15 protein-coding genes are annotated in these 26,989 nt (G+C 61.1%); 11 read left to right on the top strand and 4 right to left on the bottom strand.

What is annotated here, in order from left to right; all coding sequences use genetic code 11:
- Window positions 1-18 precede the first annotated feature (18 nt).
- The 8 genes from JZ00_RS11520 to JZ00_RS11485 all read left to right on the top strand — a co-directional run bounded on the left by JZ00_RS11520 (window position 19) and on the right by JZ00_RS11485 (window position 10,282).
- A complete protein-coding gene (locus tag JZ00_RS11520; protein ID WP_030142621.1) occupies window positions 19-909 on the top strand; it encodes an NAD(+) kinase in 891 nt (296 codons plus the stop codon).
- Entirely contained in the window at window positions 906-1,880 is a 975-nt protein-coding gene (locus JZ00_RS11515) for a metallophosphoesterase (RefSeq protein WP_411829975.1), read from the top strand. Before JZ00_RS11520 ends, JZ00_RS11515 begins: the two co-directional genes overlap by 4 nt.
- Complete coding sequence (locus tag JZ00_RS11510; RefSeq protein WP_039589945.1) at window positions 1,877-2,749, top strand: rhomboid family intramembrane serine protease; 873 nt, start codon at window positions 1,877-1,879, stop codon at window positions 2,747-2,749. The genes JZ00_RS11515 and JZ00_RS11510 overlap by 4 nt, the downstream gene beginning before the upstream one ends.
- A 45-nt stretch (window positions 2,750-2,794) precedes the next feature.
- Entirely contained in the window at window positions 2,795-3,055 is a 261-nt protein-coding gene (locus JZ00_RS11505) for a YeaC family protein (RefSeq protein WP_030142618.1), read from the top strand.
- Window positions 3,052-3,882, top strand: a complete 831-nt coding sequence (locus JZ00_RS11500; RefSeq protein WP_039589948.1) for a DUF2797 domain-containing protein — start codon at window positions 3,052-3,054, stop codon at window positions 3,880-3,882. The genes JZ00_RS11505 and JZ00_RS11500 overlap by 4 nt, the downstream gene beginning before the upstream one ends.
- Window positions 3,883-3,895: 13 nt before the next feature.
- Entirely contained in the window at window positions 3,896-6,553 is a 2,658-nt protein-coding gene (gene pepN, locus JZ00_RS11495; protein WP_039589950.1) for an aminopeptidase N, read from the top strand.
- A 257-nt stretch (window positions 6,554-6,810) separates the two neighbouring features.
- Window positions 6,811-7,863: a WD40/YVTN/BNR-like repeat-containing protein gene (locus JZ00_RS11490; RefSeq protein WP_039589952.1), complete on the top strand. Its 1,053-nt coding sequence runs from the start codon at window positions 6,811-6,813 to the stop codon at window positions 7,861-7,863.
- A gap of 43 nt (window positions 7,864-7,906) precedes the next feature.
- Window positions 7,907-10,282 (top strand): efflux RND transporter permease subunit, encoded by a 2,376-nt coding sequence (locus tag JZ00_RS11485; protein ID WP_039589954.1) that lies wholly within the window; start codon window positions 7,907-7,909, stop codon window positions 10,280-10,282.
- A gap of 58 nt (window positions 10,283-10,340) precedes the next feature.
- Here the strand turns inward: JZ00_RS11485 and JZ00_RS11480 are convergent, their stop codons facing one another.
- The 4 genes from JZ00_RS11480 to JZ00_RS11465 all read right to left on the bottom strand — a co-directional run bounded on the left by JZ00_RS11480 (window position 10,341) and on the right by JZ00_RS11465 (window position 22,719).
- Window positions 10,341-15,059 carry a dermonecrotic toxin domain-containing protein gene (locus JZ00_RS11480; RefSeq protein ID WP_039589956.1) on the bottom strand — a complete coding sequence of 1,573 codons (4,719 nt, stop codon included), beginning with the start codon at window positions 15,057-15,059 and terminating at the stop codon, window positions 10,341-10,343.
- Window positions 15,060-15,256: 197 nt separating this feature from the next.
- Window positions 15,257-19,939: a dermonecrotic toxin domain-containing protein gene (locus tag JZ00_RS11475; protein WP_039589957.1), complete on the bottom strand. Its 4,683-nt coding sequence runs from the start codon at window positions 19,937-19,939 to the stop codon at window positions 15,257-15,259.
- Window positions 19,940-20,052: 113 nt separating this feature from the next.
- Complete coding sequence (locus tag JZ00_RS11470; protein WP_039589959.1) at window positions 20,053-20,778, bottom strand: FadR/GntR family transcriptional regulator; 726 nt, start codon at window positions 20,776-20,778, stop codon at window positions 20,053-20,055.
- A gap of 204 nt (window positions 20,779-20,982) precedes the next feature.
- Entirely contained in the window at window positions 20,983-22,719 is a 1,737-nt protein-coding gene (locus JZ00_RS11465) for an IlvD/Edd family dehydratase (protein WP_039589961.1), read from the bottom strand.
- A 192-nt stretch (window positions 22,720-22,911) separates the two neighbouring features.
- Here JZ00_RS11465 and JZ00_RS11460 point away from each other — a divergent pair, with 192 nt between their 5' ends.
- The 3 genes from JZ00_RS11460 (at window position 22,912) to JZ00_RS11450 (ending at window position 26,897) form a co-directional block, all read left to right on the top strand.
- Window positions 22,912-24,234, top strand: coding sequence for an MFS transporter (locus JZ00_RS11460; protein ID WP_039589963.1), 1,323 nt, complete (start codon window positions 22,912-22,914; stop codon window positions 24,232-24,234).
- Window positions 24,235-24,310: 76 nt separating this feature from the next.
- Complete coding sequence (gene araD1 / locus JZ00_RS11455; RefSeq protein WP_039589965.1) at window positions 24,311-25,303, top strand: AraD1 family protein; 993 nt, start codon at window positions 24,311-24,313, stop codon at window positions 25,301-25,303.
- 13 nt (window positions 25,304-25,316) lie between these two features.
- Window positions 25,317-26,897: an aldehyde dehydrogenase (NADP(+)) gene (locus JZ00_RS11450; RefSeq protein WP_039589966.1), complete on the top strand. Its 1,581-nt coding sequence runs from the start codon at window positions 25,317-25,319 to the stop codon at window positions 26,895-26,897.
- Window positions 26,898-26,989 lie beyond the last annotated feature (92 nt).

Here is a 26,989-nt window from a genome sequence, read left to right as displayed (position 1 = left end):
GACCCTCGCAGGAGCCTCATGGAGCAATTTCGCAATATCGGCATTATCGGTCGCCTCGGCAGTTCACAGGTGCTGGACACCGTTCGCCGCCTCAAACGCTTCCTCCTGGAGCGGCACCTGCATGTCATTCTCGAAGACACTATCGCCGAAGTGTTGCCGGGTCATGGGCTGCAGACGTCGTCGCGCAAGATGCTCGGCGAAGTCTGCGACATGGTCATCGTGGTCGGCGGTGACGGCAGCCTGCTGGGCGCCGCACGGGCCTTGGCGCGCCACAATATCCCGGTATTGGGGATCAACCGGGGCAGCCTCGGGTTTCTGACGGATATCCGCCCTGACGAGCTGGAGGTCAAGGTCGCCGAGGTGCTGGACGGCCACTACCTGGTGGAAAACCGCTTCCTGCTGCAAGCCGAGGTTCGCCGTCACGCCGAGGCCATCGGCCAGGGTGATGCCCTCAACGACGTAGTGCTGCACCCTGGCAAGTCCACGCGCATGATCGAGTTCGAGCTGTACATCGACGGCCAGTTTGTTTGCAGCCAGAAGGCCGACGGCCTGATCGTCGCCACGCCCACCGGTTCAACCGCCTATGCGCTGTCGGCCGGCGGACCGATCATGCATCCCAAGCTCGACGCTATTGTGATTGTGCCCATGTACCCCCATACCTTGTCTGGGCGACCCATCGTGGTCGATGGCAACAGCGAGTTGAAAATCGTCGTGTCCAAGGATATGCAGATCTACCCGCAAGTGTCGTGTGACGGCCAGAACCATTTCACCTGCGCGCCGGGCGACACCATCACCGTCAGCAAAAAAGCGCAAAAGCTGCGCCTGATCCACCCACTGGATCACAATTACTACGAAGTCTGCCGGACCAAGCTCGGCTGGGGCAGTCGTCTGGGGGGTGGAGGCGACTGATGCTCGATCCTGCGCGCAGTTACGACCTGATCGGCGACGTGCACGGATGCGCCTTGACCCTGGAACACCTGCTGGACCGACTGGGTTACCACAAGCAGGGCGGGGTCTGGCGGCATCCGTCGCGCATGGCCGTGTTCCTGGGGGATATCATCGACCGCGGCCCGCGAATTCGCGAGGCGCTGCACATCGTCCACGACATGGTGCAGGCCGGTCAGGCGCTGTGCATCATGGGGAACCACGAATTCAATGCCCTGGGTTGGAGCACGCCGGCATTGCCCGGCAGCGGCCAGCGCTACGTGCGCGAACACACGCCGCGCCATGCCCGCCTGCTTCACGAGACCCTGAGCCAGTTCGAGCAGCACCCTGGTGACTGGCATGATTTCCTCAACTGGTTCTATGAACTGCCGCTGTTTGTCGACGCCGGTCGCTTCCGGGTCGTGCATGCCTGCTGGGACGCCGGCCTGATCGAGCCGCTACGGGGCTTGTTCCCGAATGGCTGCGTCGATGAGCATTTTCTCCAGGCGTCGGCCGAATCCGGCAGTTTCGCCTGTACGGTGTTCGACCGCCTGCTGCGCGGCACGGACATGCGCTTGCCCCATGGCATGACGCTGACGGGCGGCGATGGCCTGACGCGAGCGTTCTTTCGTACCAAGTTCTGGGAAGACAACCCGCAGACCTACGGCGATATCGTCTTCCAGCCCGATGCGTTGCCGGAGCCGGTGGCACGCACGCCATTGACGCCGGATGAGAAAAACAACCTCCTGCGTTACGGCGTCGATGAACCGATGCTGTTCGTCGGTCACTATTGGCGCAGCGGCAAGCCCTCGCCGATTCGCTCGAACCTGGCGTGCCTGGACTACAGCGCGGTGCTCTATGGCAAGCTCGTTGCGTATCGCCTCGACCAGGAAACCCGCCTGGATCCGCACAAGTTCGTCTGGGTCGATGTCGAGCGTCCGGAGGTGGTGAAATGAGCGTCGTCGCGGTGCTGCGCTTGCCCCTGGCGGTGGACCTGAGCGGTTTCGTCAAGCTGCTGCAACGCATGCAGGTTCCCCATCGTGTCAGTGAAGAGGCGGGCGAGCAGGTGCTCTGGGTGCCGAATGACATCAGCGAGGATGTGCGCTCGCTGTATGCGCGGTTCCCCGCTGGCGATCCGGAACAGCAGCTGGAACTGCCGGCCATCGGCAACACCTCCCGTCGTCCGGGGTTTGTCCAGCAACTGACCCGCAGCCCTGTGACGGCGCTGGTGCTGTTGCTGAGCCTGGTCGTCAGCGCCGTGACCCTGCTCGGGGATAATCTTGGAACCCTGCGCTGGTTGACGTTCCTCGAATTTCGCGTGGTCGGCGACTACATCCAGTTCGCCCCGTTGGCCGATAGCCTGGCGGCGGGGCAGTGGTGGCGCCTGGTGACGCCGATGCTGATCCACTTCGGCTTCCTGCACATCGCCATGAATGGCATGTGGTATTGGGAGCTGGGGCGGCGGATCGAAGCGCGCCAGGGTGGCATCAATCTGTTGGGGCTGACGCTGCTGTTCAGCCTCGTTTCCAATTTTGCCCAGTATTTTTTCAGTGGCCCGACGCTGTTCGGCGGGTTGTCGGGGGTGTTGTACGGCCTGCTGGGCCATTGCTGGATCTACCAACTGCTCGCACCGAACCCGGCCTATCATTTGCCCCGAGGGGTACTGGTGATGATGCTGGTGTGGTTGCTGCTGTGCCTGTCCGGCCTGGTTTCGCTGATCGGTTTCGGAGAAATCGCCAACGCGGCCCACGTCGGCGGGTTGCTCGTCGGTTGCTTCACGGGATTGTTGGGCGGGCTGTTAGCTCGCCGTAAAATGGCCTCCTGACCGACGCCTGTGTCTTTTGAGAATGCGCGATTGCGCGGAGAACCCATGTCTTCCTTCAACGAAATGATCCAGAACATCACTCCCGACATCTACCGCAGCCTGAAGCTGGCTGTGGAAATCGGTAAATGGGCCGATGGCAACAAACTCACCGCCGAGCAGCGCGAGCTGTCCTTGCAGGCGATGATCGCCTGGGAAATCCAGAACCTGCCCGAAGAAGAGCGCACCGGTTACATGGGCCCGCAGGAGTGCCAGTCCAAAGCCACCGAAGTGCCGAATATCCTGTTCAAGTCGGACGCCATCCATTGATCGAGATAGGCCGCGGTGCAATCAGCAAGATGTCGGCACGCCTGGACGGGCCGACCGTTCAATACGCCTTTCGCCTGGGCGACGTCGAGGTGCCGGTCAACCCGTTGATTGGCAGCACGATACGCCTGCAATACCTGGGGGCGATCCACTGCACCCATTGCGGGCGCCGGACCAAGACCAGCTTCAGCCAGGGCTATTGCTACCCGTGCATGACCAAGCTGGCACAGTGCGACCTGTGCATCATGAGCCCCGAGCGTTGCCATTTCGACGCCGGCACTTGCCGTGATCCGGCCTGGGGCGAGCAGTTCTGCATGACCGATCACGTGGTCTACCTGGCCAATTCCTCCGGCGTGAAAGTCGGCATCACCCGTGCCACGCAACTGCCGACCCGTTGGCTGGACCAGGGCGCCAGCCAGGCGCTGCCGATCCTGCGCGTCGCGACCCGCCAGCAATCGGGCTTCGTCGAAGACCTGTTCCGCAGCCAGGTGGCCGACAAGACCAACTGGCGCGCGTTGCTCAAAGGCGAAGCCGCGGCGGTGGACTTGCCCGCCATCCGTGATTCGCTCTTCGAAAGCTGCGCCCAGGGCCTGCAGGGGCTTCAGGAACGATTCGGCCTGCAAGCGATCCAGACCATAGCGGACGTCGAACCCATCGAGATCCGTTATCCGGTGGAGCAATACCCGGCCAAGATCGTCAGTTTCAACCTGGACAAGAACCCGATCGCCGAAGGCACGCTGCTGGGAATCAAGGGCCAATACCTGATTTTCGACACTGGCGTGATCAATATTCGTAAATACACGGCTTACCAGCTCGCCGTGCATCAGTAGAAGGATTCGACCCATGCGCACCGAACAACCGAAGATGATCTACCTGAAGGACTATCAGGCCCCCGAGTACCTGATCGACGAGACGCACCTGACCTTCGAGTTGTTCGAGGACCACAGCCTGGTCCATGCGCAACTGGTAATGCGCCGCAACCCCGAGCGCGGCGCCGGGTTGCCGCCGCTGGTGCTCGATGGCCAGCTGTTGGAGTTGTTGTCGATCAAGCTTGACGACGCCGACCTGGGGCAGGGCGAGTATCAATTGGATGACAGCCACCTGACCTTGCAACCCAAGGCCCAGGCGTTCACGGTCGATACCACGGTGCGTATCCACCCGGAAACCAACACCGCCCTGGAAGGCCTGTACAAATCCGGCAGCATGTTCTGCACCCAGTGCGAGGCCGAAGGGTTCCGCAAGATCACTTATTACCTCGACCGCCCGGACGTGATGAGCGAGTTCACCACCACCGTGGTGGCCGAGCAGCACAGCTATCCGGTGCTGTTGTCCAACGGCAACCCGATTGCCAGCGGCCCTGGCGAAGACGGGCGGCATTGGGCGACCTGGGAAGACCCGTTCAAGAAACCCGCCTACCTGTTTGCCCTGGTGGCCGGTGACTTGTGGTGCGTCGAAGACACTTTCACCACCATGACCGAGCGCACCGTGGCGCTGCGCATCTACGTCGAGCCGGAAAACATCGACAAGTGCCAGCACGCCATGACCAGCCTGAAGAAGTCGATGCGCTGGGACGAAGAAGTGTATGGCCGCGAATACGACCTCGACATCTTCATGATTGTCGCGGTCAACGACTTCAATATGGGCGCCATGGAGAACAAGGGCCTCAACATCTTCAACTCCAGCGCCGTGCTGGCCCGCGCCGAAACCGCCACCGACGCCGCGCACCAGCGGGTCGAGGCGATCGTTGCCCACGAATATTTCCACAACTGGTCGGGCAACCGCGTGACCTGCCGCGACTGGTTCCAACTGTCGCTCAAGGAAGGGTTCACGGTGTTCCGCGACGCCGGGTTCTCGGCCGACATGAACTCGGCCACCGTCAAGCGCATCCAGGACGTCGCGTACCTGCGTACCCACCAGTTTGCCGAAGACGCCGGCCCGATGGCCCACCCGGTTCGCCCGGACAGCTTCATCGAAATCTCCAACTTCTACACCCTGACCGTTTACGAAAAGGGCTCGGAAGTGGTTGGCATGATCCACACCCTGTTGGGTGCCGAAGGCTTCCGCAAGGGCAGCGACCTGTATTTCGAGCGCCACGACGGCCAGGCCGTGACCTGCGACGATTTCATCAAGGCCATGGAAGATGCCAACGGCGTCGACCTGGCCCAGTTCAAGCGCTGGTACAGCCAGGCCGGTACGCCACGGCTGGCGGTCAGTGAGTCCTACGATGCGGCGGCCAAGACCTACAGCTTGTCGTTCCGCCAAAGCTGCCCGCCGACGCCGGACAAGGCGGAAAAACTGCCGTTCGTGATCCCCGTGGAACTGGGGCTGTTGAACAGTCAGGGCGGCGAGATTCCCCTGCGCCTGAGCGGCGAATCGGCGGCCAGCGGCACCACCCGGGTGATCTCGGTGACCGAAGCCGAACAGACTTTCACGTTCGTCGATGTCGCTGAAAAGCCCTTGCCTTCTTTGCTACGCGGGTTCTCGGCACCGGTGAAATTGAGCTTCCCCTACGACCGCGACCAACTGATGTTCCTGATGCAGCATGACAGCGACGGTTTCAACCGCTGGGATGCCGGCCAGCAGTTGTCGGTCCAGGTGTTGCAGGAATTGATCACCCAGCATCAGCAGGGCGCGACGCTGACGTTGGATCCGCGCCTGGTCAGTGCGCTGCGCAGCGTGCTCTCGGATGAGTCCCTGGACCAGGCCATGGTCGCCGAAATGCTCTCGCTGCCAAGCGAAGCCTACCTGACGGAAATCAGCGAAGTGGCCGACGTCGAGGCGATCCATACCGCCCGTGAGTTCGCCCGCCAGCAGTTGGCCGAGAACCTGTTCGAAGCCCTGTGGCTGCGTTATGAAGCCAACCGCGACCTGTCCAAGCGCACGCCATACGTGGCCGAGGCGGAGCATTTCGCCCGCCGCGCGCTGCAAAACATTGCGTTGTCGTACCTGATGCTTACCGGCAAGCCTGAAGTGCTGAGTGCGACCCTGGATCAATTCGACACCGCCGACAACATGACCGAACGCCTGACAGCGCTGGCGGTGCTGGTCAACTCGCCGTTCGAAACCGAGAAGGCCCACGCTCTCGAAGTGTTCGCGGAAAACTTCAAGGGCAACCCGCTGGTCATGGACCAATGGTTCAGCGTCCAGGCAGGCAGCCCGTTGCCGGGCGGCCTGGCGCGGGTCAAGGCATTGATGGAGCACCCAGCGTTCACCATCAAGAACCCGAACAAGGTACGGGCGTTGATCGGCGCCTTCGCCGGACAGAACCTGATCAACTTCCACGCCGCCGATGGTTCAGGCTACCGCTTCCTGGCGGACCTGGTGATCCAGCTCAACGGTTTCAACCCGCAGATCGCCTCGCGGCAACTGGCCCCGCTGACCCGCTGGCGCAAATACGACAGCGCCCGCCAGGCACTGATGAAAGCCGAACTGGAGCGCATCCTGGCGTCCGGCGGGCTGTCGGCCGATGTGTTCGAGGTGGTGAGCAAGAGCCTGGCATAAACAGGCACTGCCTAACTTTTGCGGCGAGGGAATTTATCCCTCGCCGCATCCATCACCCTCGCGAATGTCTTCTGATTCACCCTTGGCCGATATCCTCCCCGGTTAACAAAAGATAACGTGGCGTCGATTGTCAGACCTTTCGAAAGCCCGATAGGATAGGTTCGCTTGCGAAGTAGCTCTAGATTGCAGGTTTCAGGGCTATGCTCCAAGACTGGCAACGTACCAAGCCATAACAATAATAAATGGGGGAAAGGTCTATGAATGAGCCTGTCATGGCAACGGGCCGCTGCCGGCCGCCGATGCTGCGCCGAGTTGCGTTGCTGGCTTCGGCACTCTCGCTGCTGGGCTCTGTCGTGTTGTCGGCGCCGGTGCTGGCAGTCGCCGCATCGACGTCCGATGTCATCTATTCCGTCGAGTCGGCCAAGGCCAGCAAGACCCTGATGCTCGATGTGGTGCATGCCGGCCAGCGCCTGGTGGCGGTCGGTGACCGTGGGCATATCGTCTATTCCGATGACCAGGGCACGTCCTGGACCCAGGCCAAGGTACCGACACGCCAATTGCTCACCGCCGTCTTTTTCGTCGACGACAAGCACGGCTGGGCCGTGGGACACGACGCGCAGATCCTCGCCAGCGTGGACGGCGGCAGCACTTGGACCAAGCAATTTGAAGACCTGCCCCGTGAAGCGCCGTTGCTGGATATCTGGTTCCAGGACGCCAGCCATGGCTTCGCCGTGGGCGCCTACGGGGCGCTGTACGAAACCAACGATGGCGGCAAGCACTGGGAAGACGCCAGCGACCGCCTCGACAATGAAGATCAATACCACCTCAATGCCATCGCCGCCGTGAAGGATGCCGGGCTGTTCGTCGTGGGCGAGGCCGGCAGCATGTTCCGTTCCGCCGATTGGGGGCAGACCTGGGAAAAACTCCAGGGGCCGTACGAGGGTTCGCTGTTCGGCGTCATCGGCACCGCCCAGTCTTCGACGCTGTTGGCCTACGGTCTTCGTGGCAATCTTTATCGTTCCGCCGACTTTGGCACGACGTGGGAGCAGGTCGAACTCAACGCTGCCCGTGGCGCGCTGGAGTTCGGCTTGTCGGGCGCGACGCTGTTGCCGGACGGCGCCATCGTGATTGTCGGCAACGGTGGCAGCGTGATCCGCAGCACCGACGACGGCGTGACGTTCAGCGTGTTCAACCGCCCGGATCGCATCTCCGTGGCGGCCGTCACGGCGGCAGGCAACGGCAACCTGATCCTGGCGGGACAGGGCGGCGTTCGCGCCACCACGTCCACCGGCGCCGAACTGAGCAAATGAGCCGGACCTGTCAGACGGGCACAATAACAACAAGGCGGACCCCATGAGCAGTCATCACCAAGACAAGGCCACGTTCCTCGAGCGCCTGATTTTCAACAACCGCCCGGCAGTGATAGTCATTTGCCTGCTGGTCAGTATCTTCCTGTTCTGGCAGGCCACGCTGATCCGGCCGTCCACCAGTTTTGAAAAGATGATCCCCCTCGAGCACCCCTTCATCGAGAAGATGCTCGAGCACCGCAACGACTTGGCGAACCTGGGCAACACGGTGCGGATTTCCGTGGAGGCCACCGATGGCGACATTTTCTCCAAGGAATACATGGAGACCCTGCGCCAGATCCACGACGAAGTGTTTTACATTTCCGGTGTCGACCGTTCCGGGCTCAAGTCGCTGTGGAGCCCGAGTGTGCGCTGGACCGAAGTGACGGAAGAGGGCTTTGCCGGTGGTGAGGTGATTCCCCAGAGTTACGACGGCTCGGCCGACAGCCTCGACCTGTTGCGCAACAACGTGCTCAAGTCCGGTCAGGTCGGGCGGCTGGTGGCGAACGACTTCAAATCGAGCATCATCGATATTCCGTTGCTGGAGTCCTACCCGGACCCGCAGGACCAGGGCAAATTGCTCGCCCTGGACTACCGCAAGTTTTCCCATGAACTTGAAGACAAGATCCGCAACAAGTTCGAAGCCCAGAACCCCAATGTGCAGATCCACATCGTCGGTTTCGCCAAGAAAGTCGGCGACTTGATCGATGGCCTGGTCATGGTGGTGATGTTCTTTGGCGTGGCCTTCGTCATTACCCTGATCCTGTTGTACTGGTTCACGAACTGCATGCGCAGCACCATTGCAGTACTGAGCACCACCCTGGTGGCGGTGGTCTGGCAACTGGGACTGATGCACGCGGTGGGGTTTGGCCTGGACCCTTACTCAATGCTCGTGCCGTTTTTGATCTTTGCCATCGGTATTTCCCATGGCGTGCAGAAAATCAACGGTATCGCCCTGCAATCCAGCGAAGCGGACAACGCCCTGACCGCAGCGCGGCGCACCTTCCGGCAGTTGTTCCTGCCGGGCATGATCGCCATCCTGGCGGACGCCGTCGGCTTTATCACGCTGTTGATCATCGACATCGGCGTGATTCGCGAACTGGCCATCGGTGCCTCCATCGGCGTGGCGGTCATCGTATTCACCAACCTGATCCTGCTGCCGGTGGCGATCTCCTACGTCGGCATCAGCAAACGCGCCGTGGAACGCAGCAAAAAAGACGCGACCCGCGAACACCCGTTCTGGCGCACATTGTCGAACTTCGCCAGCGCCAAGGTGGCGCCGGTATCGATCGCCCTGGCCGTGATCGCGTTTGGCGGCGGCCTCTGGTACAGCCAGAACCTGAAGATCGGCGACCTGGACCAGGGCGCGCCGGAGCTGCGTCCGGATTCGCGCTACAACCAGGACAACAATTTCATCATCAGCAATTACTCCACCAGTTCCGATGTGCTGGTGGTGATGGTCAAGACCAAGTCCGAAGGTTGTTCGCGCTATGAAGCCATGGCGCCGATCGACGAGCTGATGTGGAAGATGCAGAACACCGAGGGCGTGCAGTCGGCAATTTCCCTGGTGACCGTGTCCAAGCAAATGATCAAGGGCATGAACGAGGGCAACCTGAAATGGGAAACGCTGTCGCGCAACCCTGATGTGCTCAACAGCTCCATTGCCCGGGCCGATGGCCTGTACAACAACAGTTGTTCACTTGCACCGGTGCTGGTGTTCCTCAACGACCACAAGGCCGAGACCCTGGATCGTGCGGTGAAGGCGGTGCAGGACTTTGCCAAGGACAACAACCGCGAGGGCCTGGAGTTCATCCTGGCGGCAGGTAACGCGGGCATCGAGGCGGCCACTAACGAGGTGATCAAGGAATCGGAACTGATCATCCTGATCCTGGTGTACATCTGCGTGGCGACCATGTGCATGATCACCTTCCGTTCCTGGGCGGCGACGCTGTGCATCGTCCTGCCGCTGGTGCTGACGTCGGTGCTGGGCAACGCCTTGATGGCGTTCATGGGCATCGGCGTGAAGGTCGCGACTCTGCCGGTGGTGGCGTTGGGCGTGGGGATTGGCGTGGACTACGGCATCTATATCTACAGCCGCCTGGAGAGTTTCCTGCGCGCCGGCTTGCCGTTGCAGGAGGCCTATTACCAGACGTTGAAGTCCACCGGCAAAGCGGTGTTGTTTACCGGCCTCTGCCTGGCGATCGGCGTGTGCACCTGGATCTTCTCGGCCATCAAGTTCCAGGCCGACATGGGCTTGATGCTGACATTCATGCTGCTGTGGAACATGTTCGGGGCGCTGTGGCTGCTGCCGGCGTTGGCGCGGTTCCTGATCAAGCCTGAGAAACTGGCGGGGCAGAAGGGCAATTCGTTGTTCGCCCATTGATGGCGCGAGCGATTGAAGGCAAAAGCCGCCGTCCCGGAACGGCGGCTTCTCGTCTTGATCAAGGCGCTAACGGTAAGAACTTGTCGCGCGCCAGGAATTTGCCAATCTGACCACGGTGCACATTCACCACGGCATAGGGGCTCTGAGCCTTGGCCAGCATTGAGTGATAGTGCTCCCGACGTTGCTCCTTGGTTTTCAGATGCGCGACGCTGTAGTCGGCTTTTGGCGTCTCGGCCGTTTCGTAGTGAAAATGCGCATACCAGAGGGGAAAGCCGTCAACGTCGTTGATGGCGTACTCCTGGAGGAAATCCTTGCGGGTTCCTTTCAAGGCCTTGCGCTCGCCAAGGCGCGCGACGTGTATCAGCTTTTTTTCAAACAGGTATCGGAGGTTGCCATCGGTGGGCGGCAATTTCAGGCTCAATTCGGTGCGCAGCGCGGCGCCCTTGGTGGTCAGGCTGGAAATGGCCCGGGACAATTGCTGGCTCAAGGCCTGATCCGCCGGCGAGGGTAACGTTCCTGAAACCGTGAAAGCCCTGTCGAGTTCCGCCGAGAGCGTGCGGTAGCGACTCGCCTCGTTGTCCAGGATCTCTTCGATTTCCTGAGGGTGACGACAGCGTGTTTTATAACTCTCAGCCCGGCGCAGGCGGTTATCCAACTGTTCGAGCAGTTTTTGCGCATCTCCCTTGATCGTCTTGATGGCTCGGGTTCTTGGCACGGGTGCCGGTCGCTCTACCTCGACGACGTCCCATACGTCGTCGTGGCGGGAGTAGGTCTCGAGGACTTCCCCGTTGATTTCGGAGTGGATCTCAACGACTTCAATGGGCAAGCTTGACCCGCCAGCAACGTCCACGTTTGTACCGGCCGGTTTGACATCGCCGATCAGAACGCCGGATTTGCGGGTCATGATCAGCCGCTTTCTCTTGCGATCAAGCGGCGGTTTCGCCGGGCGTTTTCGAGAGGTTGGCTCCGGCTTGACCTCTGCCGCCAGTTTCCCGGAGACATCGTCGTACAGACCCTTGAGCAGCGAAACCATCTTGTCGAAATAGGTTTCGTCGACGTCCTCGACATAGAGGGTCTTCACGACATCCAGGGCATCCAATGCCTTTGCGTACTGCTCGGTCAGGCTCTCCAGTACCGCCAGGTGCTCCGGCGGTGGCAAGGTGTAGTGCTTGATATTGGAATGGGAGCTGATCTGGCTGGACAACGACAGGATGATGCGAGTCAGCGTTTGCAACAGGTCGGAATCGATAGTCTTGACCGACAATATCGGCAGCGTAGCCAATTGCGCATCCTGGAGCGTTAGGGCTGTATCGTATTTCTTATCAAAAGTCAGCAGCAATTGGTCGAAATCGGTAGCGCTGGTTGCATCGAGGTTCAGCAGGTTCTCTAGCTGCTGATCTCTCAAGTTCAGCCAGTGAATCACCCGCTCACGGTTCGAGAACGTTTTCTTCTGGAAGTCTAAGAAGCCCGGACCGTTGCTTCGAACGCGTTCAGGGGTCGGGTATACATCCAACCCAGGATGAGCATTGACGAGGTCGTCCTGGTCCATCTTGACCAGGGAAGACGCTGCGTCCGCATACAGGATGATGCTCTTGGTGATCATCACCACCACAGGTTGATCCAATTGCGCATGCAAGGTCTTGCGCTCGTCCTGGCTTGCGAGCACTCCCAAGTGAGTGGCTATTTGCGTTTCCAGCAGCTCATAGAGTTCTTGACGGTCGAGTAGATGCTGCTCGGGCGTGATCACCTTACCCGTCTCGTCTTTGGGAGGCTTGCCATCTTGGCGGGGCACACCGTCGTGGACCTTCTGGTGGGCTTTTTTAATGCCATCGGCTCGGCTTGCCTGGCTGGCCAGGAAGTCGTCAAGGTCCTTGTTGAGCTTTTTCTTCCGGTCCTTGAGTTCTTGGATACGGCTCTTCGGCATGCCCCCGCGAAGGCGCAGGTTCAGGTCCATGGTCCAGTTGCCGCGGTCGTCGGATTTCAGCATCGGGCCGTCGCGGCTCGGGTCCTGAGGGTCGATGATCTTCACGTTGTCGTCCACATCCACGTCGATCTGGTATAGCGCTCGCTCAACCATGGCGTGCCATTTCGCACCGATGACGTACAAGCCCTTGAGCGGTCCGTACGTAATGGGTTCGGGTAGCTTGGCGGGCCGATTCACCTGCATCCCTTGCAGTTGGGTTCGTTGCTCGGGTGTCAGGCGATTGCGGGCGCTGGCGAAGCTGAAATCCAGGGCTTTGCCGGGCGCCTTGGACAGTTCGCCGGGCAAGGCGATGATGCTTTCCTTGAATGTCGGCGCGGTGGGGGCGGGCCACTGTTGCGCGAGGATGCGCGGCGCGGGAGGGCGCATCGCTTGCTCCATTGCTGTTTCAGACACAGGCACACGGGCAGGCGCGCGCGAAGAAGGAATCTGTGTCGCCAGCAGGGCCAGGTTCAGCAGCAGGTCGACAGCAGCGAGTTCGCGGGTCACCGGGTCGTCGCTGCTCAGTGCCGGGATGTCGTTCTGGGCACTGAGCATCAAGTTGAACAGCCAGGCGCAGGTCATGGCGGGGCCACGTAACAGCGGGAACAGCAGGGTGTTGAACAGCAGGTTGCCGCCCTTGAGCAGCAATGCCCAGCGGCTCTCGCTGTTGGATACCGAGCTCCGGTCGGCTTGGGTGACCAGCGCGTGGGCATTGCAGCCATAAAGGTACTGCATCAATCGACCGTTCCCCAGGTACTGCAGCAGTTCCTTGCTGGCCTCGTCGAGGGCAAGCGTTGCCGGGGCGGGCTTATCGGGAATGTCGAATTCATCGCCCTGATGGAACTGCAGGACATGCGGTTCCTTGATCCCGCCGTTGGCATAGACCAGCCGAGCGGAGTCGGGCAACCAGGTCAGCACGCTGTCCTGCAGCGCTCCGGCGGTGGCGATGGCGTCCAGCAGCGCCTGGCGAGAGGAAAACTGCTGCAAGGACGTTTCGTAGAGTGGCCGATACAGCAGATGCGGGCCCTGGGTCGGATCCTGAGACTCGATCACGAACATGTTGAGCACGGTGTCCGGCGTCGCGTGAGGCTTTCGCTGCAAGGCCAGGTGGCGGATCACGACGGGGCGGCCATCGACTTGTCGTTCTTCGACGGAAGGCGCAAACAGGGCCTCGAGAAGGTCCAGCCCCTGGCGAGTCATGCCGTTTTCCTGGTTATGCAGCTGCTTGAGGGCTTCGAGCAATATCTGGGGTGGAATCTGTTCGGCGAACCGTCGCTCGCGATCATCCCTTTGGTCGAGATCAGCAAGCAGCTTTCGTTGCAGGTATCGAGGATAGGTCGTGCCGATGTCGACTTGTTCGATCAGGCCGTTCTTGCCCGTGATGAAATCGTTCGTCAGCCATTCAGGCAGCGCCAGGCCTTGGCGGTGGCTGAGCCTTACCTGCCCGCTGGGCCGGGCGACCAGGTTATCGATCGCCAGGGTGGTCAGGCTCATGTCCCTGGGTTCGCTGATGCCGACGGCGCCCGGGTATCCGGCGGCGACGGTGTAGGTCAGCGTCACATCGTCAGGGTGAAAGTGGCTGGCCGGGACCTTCGCCCGGCTGCTGTCGTTGGCCTGCTGCAGGCGGCGGGACAGGGCGTCTACGGCAAACGTCCGGATGTCCTTGATGTCGCTGAGGAAGGTCAGCCCATCGCTGCGTTGCTTGGCACCGGCCAGCGCCAGGCTGTAGTGCTGGAATGTTGTCTGGTCCCCGAGGGGCGCTGTCTTTAACCATTCGGGCAGCAAGGCAGCCATTTGCTGCGCGGCCTGTGGCGTGGGTTGTGGAATGTCGGTCAGGTATCGGGTGGGATCGCTCAGGTCGGCATACAGTTTTTTCAGGTCTGGCCAACCGATCTTGGAGGGCAACTTCACCGAGCGCAGGTCGGTCAGTTGTTGTTCCAATAGCATGCCGGCCTGGGTGTCGAAGGCATTACCGCCGATTTCGTAGCGCTGGCACCTGACGGTATCGACGACATAGCGGTCGGCGATGCGTCGGGTCCAGTACGCGTGGAATTCATCCATCGACGCGAAGGACCGCACAGCGTTGCCGGGACTGCAGAGCACGATGGCGAGGCCATGAATCGTGTAGTGCTCCAGCAGGATCGCCGAGGCGGGCAAGACGGTGCTGTTGCCTTCCCGGGTGATAGTGCTTTCCAGGCTATAGGCGTAGACCGGGGACTTGTTGTGGCTGAAGCGGTATTCGCGGTCCGGCCATCGAGCGACCTGGTCCAGGGCGTCGCGTTCCGGCTCGGAGAGACCCGGTTGCCGGAGCCCACGGATATGCAGAATATGCTTGAGCGTATCGCCTAGCCATTGCCAGCGATTGGCATGGTCTTGGGCATCAATCTCGGCGTTCCAGTAGCGGCTCAGCGCATCCTCCAGTGCGATCGGCAGGGTCCAGGGCAGTTCGAATAACAGTGCTTCGATCATCCTGGTGTCCGGGACCCTGCCGCCGGCGTCACGCAGGCGTTTAGGAAAGTCGATGCTCAGGTAACAGCCATACGAGCCGCTTGAACTGAAGTCAACGGGTGTGCCGCAGGCCAGATAATCAAGCACCAGGGCCGTGAACGGTCGGGCAACCCAGCCATTGCCGGCCTCATCTGGCACTGCCAACTGAAGGGTGGGAAGGTCAAAGGCCAGTGTGGGAAAGCGTGCCCTGATCGCTTTTTCGAGTTGCTGCTGCGCGATTGTTTCGAAGGTCGGGCGATCGGCAAACTGTTGGCTGATGGTTTGGGTAAACGTAGCGGCACTGTCAGCCGTAGCAGGCGAAGTCATGGGAAATCCTTTTCCTGGTTCAGGTCGCCGGGATTGACGACGCAACCAGTATCGATTGCCCTTTTTTGTGCGGGCGGTACATAGATACCACCTTGTCGAGGCTGAGGCTGAGGCTGAAGCGCAGGCTTAGGGCGCAGAGCTCAAGCAGATGATGAAGGCAAAAGCCGCCGTCCCGGAACGGCGGCTTCTCGTCTTGATCAAGGCGCTAACGGTAAGAACTTGTCGCGCGCCAGGAATTTGCCAATCTGACCACGGTGCACATTCACCACCGCATAGGGGCTCTGAGCCTTGGCCAGCATTGAGTGATAGTGCTCCCGACGTTGCTCCTTGGTTTTCAGATGCGCGACGCTGTAGTCGGCTTTTGGCGTCTCGGCCGTTTCGTAGTGAAAATGCGCATACCAGAGGGGAAAGCCGTCAACGTCGTTGATGGCGTACTCCTGGAGGAAATCCTTGCGGGTTCCTTTCAAGGCCTTGCGCTCGCCAAGGCGCGCGACGTGTATCAGCTTTTTTTCAAACAGGTATCGGAGGTTGCCATCGGTGGGCGGCAATTTCAGGCTCAATTCGGTGCGCAGCGCGGCGCCCTTTGTGGTCAGGCTGGAAATGGCCTGGGACAATTGCTGGCTCAAGGCTTGATCCGCCGGGGAGGGGGATGTTCCTGAAACCGTGAAAGCCCTGTCGAGTTCCGCTGAAAGCGTGCGGTAGCGACTCGCCTCGTTGTCCAGGATCTCTTCGATTTCCTTGGGATGACGGCAACGTGCTTTATAGCTTTCTGCCCGGCGTAGGCGGTTGTCCAACTGTTCGAGCAGTTTTTGCGCATCACCCTTGATCGTCTTGATGGCTCGGGTTCTTGGCACAGGTGCCGGTCGCTCTACCTCCACGACGTCCCATACGTCATCGTGGCGTGAATAGGTCGCGATCACCTGGTCATCGACCTCGGAGCGCAGCTCGACGACCTCGATCGGCAATGTGCTGCCGGCCGGTTTCAGATCACCGATCAGCACACCGCTGTTTCGGGTATTGATCACTTCTTTGCGGGGGCGCCCCGCCGATACCTGCGGACGTCTCGGCTGCCGCTTGCTCGGCTTTGGCTGCGGTTTGATTTCTGCCGCAAGCTTCCCTGACACCTCTTCATAGAGGCCCTTGACCAGATCGACCAGCCTGTCGAAATAGGCTTCATGGATATCCTCGGCATATAAGGTTTTCATCCCTTGCAGTGCATCCAAGGCTTCGCCGTAGTGCTCGGTCAAACTCTCCAGTACTCGAAGCTGATCCGAAGGAGATAAATCGTACAGCCGTAGCTCCGAGTGGGTGCGAACATGCTTCCCCAGCGGGCGGACAATTCGGTACAGGCTGTCGGGCAGATCAGATGCGCCATGTTTGATTGCCAGCACCGGAAGAGTCGCCAACTGCAAGGCCTTGGTGCCCGTTGCACTGGGTTCTTCCAGCGGGCGGTCTCGGGTCAGGCGTTCGAATACCTGCGCGCCTGCAGTGTCCAGGTTCAACAATTTATTGAGATATTCATCCTTGAGCTCCAGCCAATGGACCTTGCGGTCATTGATGTCGCTGATCGCGTCGAGAAACTTCACATAGCCTTGAAAATCTTGCCTGACGGCCTCTACCACCGCCGACGGTTGATCAAATTGAGGGTGGGCCGCATTAATGGCGACATATTCCGCTTCGTTAACGAGGAACGCTTTACGGGCGTTTTTAACGACGTTTTCCATCAGTACAGGAAGGCTACCTGAAGGTAATGCGATCCCCAGCCTGGCGCGCTCAGGTGCGCTGTCGAGCAGCTTCAAATAGGCGTCGGTCTGCTCGACAAGCAGGTCATAGAACACCTTGCGTTTCGGTGCGCGTTGCGCCTCGGTATAAGAACCTCCTTCGACTCTCGTCATGACCGCCTGAGCGATATCCAAAGCATCTTGTTGTTTGCTTTGTTGCGCCGTGAAGGCGGCCAGTTCATTGATCAGCTCGATTGTTCTTTGCGCATTGAGGCGACGCTGCTCGACCATGCGCTTGGGCGGCATCCCCCCTCGCAGGCGCAGGCGCAAATCCATGGACCAGGTACCTTGGCCATCCGATCGCAACGACGGTCCCCGGCGTGACGTGGTGGTCGGATCGATGACCGTTACGCTGCCGTCCGATTCGGTGTCGACTCGATACAAGTGACCTTCAACCAGCGCGTGCCAGGCGTTATCGATCACGTAGAGGCCTGTGAATGGACCTTGGTCGATGGGTGCCGGCAGTACCGCGGGCCGCGGTATTCGCATGCGCCGCAGTTGCGTACGTTGTTCTGGCGTCAGGCGGTCACGGGCATTGGTGAAATCGAAATCGAGGAGGGCGCCTGGCATTTCGGCGCCTGGCAAGGCAACCGTGCCCTCCATAATCTTCGGCAGGGACAGACTGGGCCATTGCTCAACGGCAACGCGCCTGGCGGGGGCGCGCATCGCCTGGTTCTTGGTGGATTCGGACACGGGGACAAGCGAAGGCGCACGGACCGACGACAGCTGGCTCACCAGCATGGCCAGGTTGACCAGGAAGTCGACGGCGGCCAGCTCCCGTGTCGCCGGATCGTCGCTGATCAGCGCTGGGATGTCCTGGCTGGCGCTGGCCATCAGGCTCCACAGCCAGACGCTGGCCATGGCCGGGCCGCGCAGCAGCGGAAACAGCAGCGTGTTGAACAGCAGGCTGCCGCCCTTGAGCAGCACTGCCCAGCGGCTTTCACTGTTGGAGACTGAATTGCGGTCGGCCTGGGTGATCAGGGCTTGGGCATTGCAGCCGTAGAGGTACTCCAGCAACTTGCCATTGGCCAGGTACTGCAACAGTTCATCGTCGCCACCGTTGATGGCGAGCGTGGCCGGAGCGGGTTTCTCGGGCACGCTGAATTCGTCGCCCTGGAAGAACCGCACGATGTGCGGCTCGGCGAAGCCACCGTTGGCGTATATAGGGCGGGCGGTATCGGACAGCCAGGTCAGGACGCTGTGTTGCAGGTCCCCGGCGCTGGCGACCGCTTGCAACAGTGCCTGGCGTGTCGGGAACTCCAGCAGTGCAGGCGCATAGAGCGGGCGATACAACACGTGCGGACCGGCTGTGACGTCTTTCGCCTCGATGATGAACATATTACCGACGACATCGGGCCGGGCATGGGGCTCGTGCAGGAAGGCCAAGTGCCGGATGACCACGAGATGTCCGTCGACCTGCCGGTCTTCGGCGTTGGGTTGCAGGACCGCCTCTACGCGGCGCAGCCCTTGGCGGGTCATGCCGTTTTCGTGATTCAGTGTGTTTTGCAGCGCTTCGAGCGGCAGGTGCGCCGAGCTCTGTTCGGCAAATATTCGCTGGTGTGCCTGCGCTTGCGACGAGTCGCCCAGCAATTCCTGTTGCAGGTAGCGAGGATAGGCCGTACCGATATCCACCTGCTCGATCAGTCCGCCGGTGCGGGTAATCAAGTCTGGCGTCAACCACGCCGGCAACGCCAGGCCCAGGCGATGGCTGAGCTTCAGATGGCCACTGGGCCGCGAGACCAGATTGTCGATGGCCAGTTGGGTCAGGTTCCCGGTTCTTTTCTCGCTGATACCCACGGTCCCCGGGTACCCCGCCGAGACCGTGAACGTCAGTTCAATATCGTCGGGATGAAATGAGCGGGATGGGACCTTGGCAGGGCTGCTGTCGTTGGTTTGCTGCATCCGCGCCAGCAGGGCGTCAGCGGTGAAGGTCCGGATGTCGTTGAGATGGACTCGGCCTTGATCGCGTTTCTTCACGCTGGCCAGTGCCAGGCTGTAGCGCTGGAAGCTCATCTGGTCGGCAAGGGCTGCGTTCTTCAGCCATTGGGGAAGTAGCGGCCTGAGTTGTGTCGTGGTGTCTGCGGCAGAATCGAGGATGTCGCGCAAGTACCGAGCTGGATCGCTCAGCTCCCGGTAGAGCGCCTTGAGGTCGTGCACGCCAATGCTGGAAGGTAACGTGACCGCCTTCAAGTCGACCAATTGCTGCTCCAATACCATGGCAGCCTGGGTATCGAAGGCGTTGCCGTCAATCTCGTAGCGATTGCAGGTAATGGTGTCGACGACATAACGGTCGGCGATCTGCGCACGCCAGTGATTGTCAAAGGATTCGATCGAGTCGAAGGGCTGCACGGCACCGCCGGCGCTGCACAGCAAGATGACCAGGCCGCTCTGGGTGTAGTGGAGCAGCAGGATGTCGCTGCTGGGCAGCACGGTATTGGACGTGCCCTCGGTGAGGGTGCTTGCCAGGCTGTAGGCATAGACCGGTGGAACATTGTGGCTGAAGCGTTGCCCTCGGTCTGGCCAACGGACGATCTGGTCCAGGGCTTCGCGTGCCGGTTCAGACAATCCCGGCTGTTTCAGACCCTGGATATGCAACCTGTTCTTGAGTGAGTCGCTAAGCCATAGCCAGCGGCTGTTGTGAACACCGGCGTCAGGTTTGGGGCTGCTGGCGATGTCGGTATTCCAATAGCGAGCCAATGCGTCGCCAAACCCGATGGGCACTGTCCAAGGCAGCTCGAGCACCAGCTTTTCAATCACCTTGATGTCCAGGTTGCCGACATCGGGCCGGAGGCGGCGTGGAATCGTGTCGGAGAGATAACAGGCGAAATTGCCGTTGGAACTGAAGTCCAACGGGGTGCCGAGGGCCAGGTAGTCGAGCACCAAAGGCATGAACGGCTTGAAGCTCCAGCCTTGGGCGGCCGCATCCGGCATCGCCAGGTGGGTGCGGGCCAGATCGATGACCAGCGAGGGGTATCTTGCCTTGATGGCTTGTTCGAGCATCTGTTGCGTAAGCCGCTCGAAGGTCGGACGACCGGCAAACTGCTGACTGACGTTCTGTTCGAAGGTGGGGGCGCTTTCAGCTGCTGAGAGCGAGGTCATAAGAAATCCTTTTCCAAAACTCACGGCCGTCGGGATGACGACGAGAGTCAAGTGTCGGGATTCCCTTTCCCCGCGTGCGGTATATAAATACCACCGGTGGCGCGGGCGTTGTGTCAGGCCTGGGTGGTATCGCTGCCCAGCACCACGTTCAATGCGCTGCGTGCATCGTCCAGTTGCACCAGCGTGGCATGGCGCGCACCGAGGGCGTCGCGGTTCTCGATGGCGGTGAGGATCGCCTTGTGCCGCGGCATCGCCAGTTCATGCAGGTTGGGCCGCTGGTTGGAGTGCTTCAGCGCTTCGGCGATCGCCACCGACAACATGTTGCAGAGGTTGGCGAGCAGATCGTTATGGGTTGCGTCGGCGATGCGGCTATGGAAATCCAGGTCCGGTTGCAGCAGCGCCTCGGGCGTCGGGGCGGCTTCCATGCGCTGGTAGGCTTCGTTGATGGCGGCGATGTCTTCGTCGGTGGCGAACTGGGCGGCGAGGGCCGCGGCGGCCGGCTCGATGATGCTGCGCACGCTGGTCAGCAGGCCGAAGAACTCGTTCTGCGGGCTGCTTTGCATCAACCAGTGCAGCACGTCCGGGTCGAGCATGTGCCATTCCCGACGGGCCTTGACCACGGTGCCCACGCGAGGACGCGAATACACCAGGCCCTTGGCGACCAGCACGCGCGTGGCTTCGCGTAGCACCGGCCGGCTGACCGCATACTCTTCGCACAACAAGGCCTCGGCGGGCAATTTATCGTCCGGCTTGAAGCGCCCGGAAACGATCTGCATGCCCAGTTCCTGGACGATGCGCGAATGCATGCTTTTGCGGTCGGAGGGTTTGCGGTAATCCATGGGACGCGGCGCGATCCTGTCGGCGAGGGAAGTGCTGCGCATGATAGCAGGCGCGGCGGACATTCATCAGGTTGAACCCTTGGGTCTCAGTGACCTTGTGGCGAGGGAGCAGGCTCCCCCGCCATAGTCCATGCGACAGTCAACTTCGATGTTGAATGTTCAGCCGCTTCATGAGCAGGCTCGCACAAGGGGCGTTTTGTTGGGTCAGTGAGAGTGACGCGGCACCTCGGCGCCGCGGCAGCCCACCAGGAAGTCGAAATCGCAACCCTGGTCCGCTTGCAGCACATGGTCGATGTACAGCTGGCGGTAGCCGCCTACGAGCAATTGCTGCGGCGGCGCCAGGTCAGCCAGGCGCGCGGCGAGTTCGGCGTCCGGGATGTCCAGGTGCAGGCGGCCGCTGGCACAGTCGAGTTCGATCCAGTCGCCTTCTTTCACGGCAGCCAAAGGACCGCCGGCTGCCGCTTCCGGTGCTACGTGCAGGACCACGGTGCCGTAGGCGGTGCCGCTCATGCGTGCGTCGGAAATACGCACCATGTCCGTTACGCCTTGGGCCAACAGCTTGGCCGGCAAGCCCATGTTGCCCACTTCAGCCATGCCCGGATAACCCTTTGGCCCGCAATTCTTCATTACCAGGATCGAGTCGGCGTCGACGTCCAGTTCCGGGTCGTTGATCCGTGCCTTGTACTCGTCGAAGTTCTCGAACACCACCGCGCGGCCACGATGCTGCATCAACTCCGGCGTGGCGGCGGATGGCTTGAGCACTGCGCCCAACGGCGCCAGGTTGCCGCGCAGTACGCAGATGCCGCCATCGGCGCGGATCGGATTGTCCAGCGTGCGGATGACTTCGTCCTGGCCGTAGATCGGCGCGTCCTTGGTATTTTCACCGAGGCTCTTGCCGTTGACGGTCAATGCATTCGGGTGAGGAATGAGGTTGGCTTCGCCGAGACGCCGCAGCACCGCGGGCAGGCCGCCGGCGTAGTAGAACTCTTCCATCAGGAAGCGCCCGGACGGTTGCAGGTCGACGATGGTCGGCATGCCGCGACCGATGCGGGTCCAGTCGTCCAGGTCCAGCTGCACGCCAATGCGTCCGGCGATGGCCTTGAGGTGGATAACCGCGTTGGTCGAACCGCCGATGGCGGCGTTGACGCGGATGGCGTTTTCGAAGGCTTCCTTGGTCAGGATCTTCGACAGTTTCAGGTCTTCACGGACCATTTCCACCGCGCGCATGCCGGACATATGGGCCAGCACATAACGGCGTGCATCCACGGCTGGAATCGCCGCGTTGTGGGGCAGTGAAGTGCCAAGGGCTTCGGCCATGCAGGCCATGGTCGAGGCCGTGCCCATGGTGTTGCAGGTACCGGCCGAGCGGGACATGCCGCCCTCGGCCGCGAGGAAGTCGTCGATGGTGATGGTGCCGGCCTTGACCTGTTCACTCAACTGCCAGACCACGGTGCCCGAGCCGATATCCTGGCCTTTGTGCTTGCCGTTGAGCATCGGCCCACCGGTGACGACGATGGCTGGCACGTCGCAACTGGCGGCGCCCATCAGCAATGCTGGGGTGGTCTTGTCGCAACCGGTAAGCAAAACCACGCCGTCAATCGGGTTGCCGCGAATCGCCTCCTCCACGTCCATGCTCGCCAGGTTGCGGGTCAGCATGGCGGTGGGGCGCAGGTTCGATTCGCCGTTGGAGAACACCGGGAATTCCACCGGGAAGCCCCCGGCCTCGATCACGCCGCGCTTGACGTGCTCGGCGATCTGCCGGAAGTGCGCGTTGCACGGCGTCAGCTCCGACCAGGTGTTGCAAATGCCGATGATCGGCTTGCCACGGAACTGATGGTCGGCGATGCCCTGATTTTTCATCCAGCTGCGGTACATGAAGCCATTCTTGTCGGCAGTGCCAAACCATTGGGCCGAGCGCAGGGAGGGTTTCTTATCAGACATGATCGATTCTCTTATTGTATGACTATATTGTTCGAGCTGAAGCGTAACATAAGCGCAATTTGCGCAGTTTGGAAGTGTTGTTGGGTAAATAGTATTACTATATAGTCCGGTTCAACGGAGGGATTGTCCTGGCGTCATACGCGAGAGAAATCCCCCAAGGTTCTATAACAACAACAATCGGAGACCGGTCCCATGAGCCAGGAATTGCGGCTTATTCGTCGCATCACTCTCAAACTGATTCCCTTCCTGATCCTGCTGTACCTGATCGCCTACGTGGACCGCTCTGCGGTAGGCTTTGCCAAGCTGCACATGGGCGCCGACATCGGCATCGGCGACGCCGCCTATGGCTTGGGTGCGGGGCTGTTTTTCATCGGTTACTTCCTGCTGGAAATTCCCAGCAACCTGATGCTCGAACGCTTCGGTGCCCGGCGCTGGTTCGCCCGGATCATGATCACCTGGGGCGCGATCACTATCGGCATGGCCTTCGTGCAAGGGCCCTACAGCTTCTATGTGATGCGCTTTTTGCTGGGCGCAGCCGAAGCCGGGTTCTTCCCCGGCGTGCTGTACTACATCACCCAATGGTTCCCGGTGCGCCATCGCGGCAAGATCCTCGGGCTGTTCATTCTTTCCCAACCCATCGCGATGATGATCACCGGCCCGGTGTCCGGTGGCTTGCTGGGCATGGACGGCATCCTTGGCCTGCACGGCTGGCAATGGCTGTTCATCGTCATCGGCCTGCCGGCGGTGCTGTTGACCTGGCCTGTGCTGCGCTACCTGCCGGACGGCCCGCAACAGGTGAAATGGATGGACCAGGCCGAGAAGGACTGGCTGACCGGTGAGCTGCAAAAAGACCTGCAGGAATACGGCCAGACCCGCCACGGCAATCCGCTCCATGCGCTCAAAGACAAGCGTGTCCTGCTGCTGGCGCTGTTCTACTTGCCAGTCACCTTGAGCATCTATGGCCTGGGCTTGTGGTTGCCGACGCTGATCAAGCAGTTCGGTGGCAGTGATCTGGTCACCGGTTTCGTCTCTTCCGTGCCGTATATCTTCGGGATCGTCGGCCTGCTGATCATTCCACGCAGCTCCGACCGCTTGAATGACCGCTACGGTCACCTTGCCGTGTTGTACGTGCTCGGTGCCATCGGCCTGTTCCTGAGTGCCTGGCTGTCGGTGCCGGTGTTGCAACTGGCGGCATTGTGCCTGGTGGCGTTCGCGCTGTTTTCCTGCACGGCAGTGTTCTGGACCTTGCCGGGACGGTTCTTTGCCGGCGCCAGTGCGGCGGCGGGCATTGCGTTGATCAACTCGGTGGGCAACCTCGGTGGCTACATCGGGCCGTTCGTGATCGGTGCGTTGAAGGAATACACCGGCAACCTGGCCTCGGGGCTGTATTTCCTGTCCTGTGTGATGGTGTTCGGCCTGGTGCTTACCGGCGTGGTCTACCGCCTGCTGGAGCGCAAGCATGTGTTGCCGGCGGACCAGTTTGCGGCGAGTGCCCGCGGGGCGACGCGTACCTGAACTGACGGCAATTGTGAAAGACAGCTTTAAAAAGCCTGCTACGCCTATTCAAGTTTTGTTTACAGGGAGAAAACCCATGCGTTTAGTTCAGTTCGAATTGAGTAACGGCGAACGCCGCGTCGGTGTCGTCGATGGCGAGCAGGTGCGCGAAGTGCAGGGCGCCAACACGGTTCGCGACCTGGCGCTGGCCGCCATCGAAGCAGGCGTGAAGCTCGAGCAGCAGGTCAACGACCTGGGCCTTGGGGCGAGCCATGACTACGCGCAATTGCTGGGCGAACTGCGCATCCTGCCACCGCTGGATCACCCGGACCCGGCGCACCTGTTGGTCAGCGGCACCGGCCTGACTCACCTGGGCAGTGCTTCGGCCCGGGACAAAATGCACCAGCAAGCCGGCGACGAAGCGACCATGACCGACACCATGCGCATCTTCAAGTGGGGCGTGGAGGGCGGCAAGCCACAGGCGGGGCAGGCCGGCGTGCAGCCGGAATGGTTCTACAAGGGTGACGGCAGCATCGTGGTCCGTCCGGGCCATCCGTTTCCACTGCCACCGTTTGCCGAAGACGCTGGCGAAGAGCCGGAGATCAGCGGCCTGTACGTCATCGGCCACGACGGCAAGCCTTATCGCCTGGGCTTTGCGGTAGGCAACGAATTTTCCGATCACGTCATGGAACGCAAGAACTACCTTTACCTGGCCCATTCGAAACTGCGCAGTTGCAGCTTTGGCCCGGAACTTCGCGTCGGTGAATTGCCTCAACATCTGTCCGGGACCAGTCGTATCCTGCGCAACGGTGAAGTGCTGTGGCAGAACGAATTCCTCAGCGGCGAGGCGAACATGTGCCACAGCCTCGAAAACCTGGAGTTCCATCACTTCAAGTACAGCCAGTTCCTGCGTCCCGGCGACGTGCACGTTCATTTCTTCGGCACCGCGACGCTGTCCTTCGCCGACGGCATTCGCACCCAGCCGGGGGATGTGTTCGAGATCAGCCAGGCCGAATTCGGCGCGCCGCTGGTCAATGGCATTGCCCCGGTGGACGCGGTATTCAATCCGGGTACTATCGGCACACTTTGAAAGGAGACTTGCGATGAACCAGATCCTTGGCCACAACTACATCGGCGGCGCGCGTAGCGCAGCCGGCCAGACTCGCCTGCAGAGCGTCGACGCCAGCACCGGCGAGGCTTTGCCCCATGAATTTGTCCAGGCCACGGCAGAAGAGGTCGACGCCGCCGCCAAGGCCGCTGCGGCGGCGTATCCAGCCTATCGCAGCCTGAGCGCTGCGCGTCGGGCAGAGTTCCTCGACGCCATCGCCGATGAGCTGGATGCCTTGGGCGATGAATTCGTCGCCGTGGTCTGCCGCGAAACCGCACTGCCAGCGGCGCGCATCCAGGGCGAGCGCGGTCGCACCAGTGGCCAGATGCGTCTGTTCGCCAAGGTCCTGCGCCGTGGCGACTTCTACGGCGCCCGCATCGACCGGGCCTTGCCGGAACGCACGCCGCTGCCGCGCCCGGACCTGCGTCAATACCGCATCGGCCTGGGACCGGTGGCGGTGTTCGGCGCCAGCAACTTCCCGCTGGCATTTTCCACTGCCGGTGGTGATACCGCCGCCGCGCTGGCCGCCGGTTGCCCGGTCGTGTTCAAGGCCCACAGCGGCCACATGGCAACCGCCGAACACGTGGCCGATGCGATCATTCGCGCGGCGGAGAAAACCTCGATGCCGGCTGGCGTGTTCAACATGATCTACGGCGGTGGCGTCGGCGAATGGCTGGTCAAGCATCCGTCGATCCAGGCAGTCGGTTTCACCGGTTCCCTCAAGGGCGGACGTGCGCTGTGCGACATGGCGGCGGCGCGGCCCCAGCCGATCCCGGTGTTCGCCGAAATGTCGAGCATCAACCCGGTGATCGTGTTGCCACAAGCCTTGAAAAACCGTGCCGAGAGCGTTGCCCGCGACCTGACCGCTTCGGTGGTACAAGGGTGCGGCCAGTTCTGCACCAACCCCGGCCTGGTGATTGGTATCCGCTCGCCGCAATTCACCGCCTTCACCCAGCAGGTGGCTACGCTGATCGGCGACCAGGCACCGCAGACCATGCTCAATGCCGGTACGCTGCAAAGCTACGGCAAGGGGCTGCAAAAACTCCTGGCTCACCCAGGTATCGAACACCTGGCCGGTCGCGATCAGCAAGGCAACCAGGCCCAGCCGCAGTTGTTCAAGGCTGACGCCAGCCTGTTGATCAACGGCGACGAGGCGCTGCAGGAAGAGGTCTTCGGCCCGACCACGGTGTTCGTCGAAGTCGTTGACCAGGCGCAACTGACCGCCGCGTTGAACGGCCTGCACGGCCAACTCACCGCCACGATGATTGGCGAGCCGGCGGATTTCGAACAGTTCGCCGAACTGACCCCGCTGCTGGAGCAGAAGGTCGGGCGCATCTTGCTCAACGGTTATCCGACCGGCGTCGAGGTGTGCGATTCGATGGTGCACGGTGGGCCTTACCCGGCGACGTCCGATGCCCGCGGCACCTCGGTGGGTACGCTGGCGATCGATCGGTTCCTGCGCCCGGTGTGCTTCCAGAACTACCCGGACAACCTGCTGCCCGAACCACTGAAAAACGCCAACCCGCTGGGGATCCTGCGGTTGGTGGATGGGGTGCCGGGGCGCGAGGCACTTTGACGACCAGGCGGTTTCATTGAGGTGAATGGGCTGCCGCCATCGCGAGCTTGCTTGCGATGGCGGTTTTTGCAAGCCACGACGCTTTCGAACCT

It is taken from the genome of Pseudomonas frederiksbergensis (genome assembly GCF_000802155.2).
In the GTDB taxonomy this organism is placed as follows: Bacteria; Pseudomonadota; Gammaproteobacteria; order Pseudomonadales; family Pseudomonadaceae; genus Aquipseudomonas; species Aquipseudomonas frederiksbergensis_A.
This window is presented reverse-complemented; position numbering and strand designations above follow the sequence as displayed.

Coding starts and splice junctions, on each gene's coding strand:
- pepN (WP_039589950.1), top strand. CDS start 3,896: ATGCGCACCGAACAACCGAAGATGATCTACCTGAAGGACTATCAGGCC.
- JZ00_RS11520 (WP_030142621.1), top strand. CDS start 19: ATGGAGCAATTTCGCAATATCGGCATTATCGGTCGCCTCGGCAGTTCA.
- JZ00_RS11485 (WP_039589954.1), top strand. CDS start 7,907: ATGAGCAGTCATCACCAAGACAAGGCCACGTTCCTCGAGCGCCTGATT.
- JZ00_RS11470 (WP_039589959.1), bottom strand. CDS start 20,778: ATGGATTACCGCAAACCCTCCGACCGCAAAAGCATGCATTCGCGCATC.
- JZ00_RS11480 (WP_039589956.1), bottom strand. CDS start 15,059: ATGACTTCGCCTGCTACGGCTGACAGTGCCGCTACGTTTACCCAAACC.
- JZ00_RS11490 (WP_039589952.1), top strand. CDS start 6,811: ATGAATGAGCCTGTCATGGCAACGGGCCGCTGCCGGCCGCCGATGCTG.
- araD1 (WP_039589965.1), top strand. CDS start 24,311: ATGCGTTTAGTTCAGTTCGAATTGAGTAACGGCGAACGCCGCGTCGGT.
- JZ00_RS11465 (WP_039589961.1), bottom strand. CDS start 22,719: ATGTCTGATAAGAAACCCTCCCTGCGCTCGGCCCAATGGTTTGGCACT.
- JZ00_RS11450 (WP_039589966.1), top strand. CDS start 25,317: ATGAACCAGATCCTTGGCCACAACTACATCGGCGGCGCGCGTAGCGCA.
- JZ00_RS11510 (WP_039589945.1), top strand. CDS start 1,877: ATGAGCGTCGTCGCGGTGCTGCGCTTGCCCCTGGCGGTGGACCTGAGC.
- JZ00_RS11475 (WP_039589957.1), bottom strand. CDS start 19,939: ATGACCTCGCTCTCAGCAGCTGAAAGCGCCCCCACCTTCGAACAGAAC.
- JZ00_RS11460 (WP_039589963.1), top strand. CDS start 22,912: ATGAGCCAGGAATTGCGGCTTATTCGTCGCATCACTCTCAAACTGATT.
- JZ00_RS11505 (WP_030142618.1), top strand. CDS start 2,795: ATGTCTTCCTTCAACGAAATGATCCAGAACATCACTCCCGACATCTAC.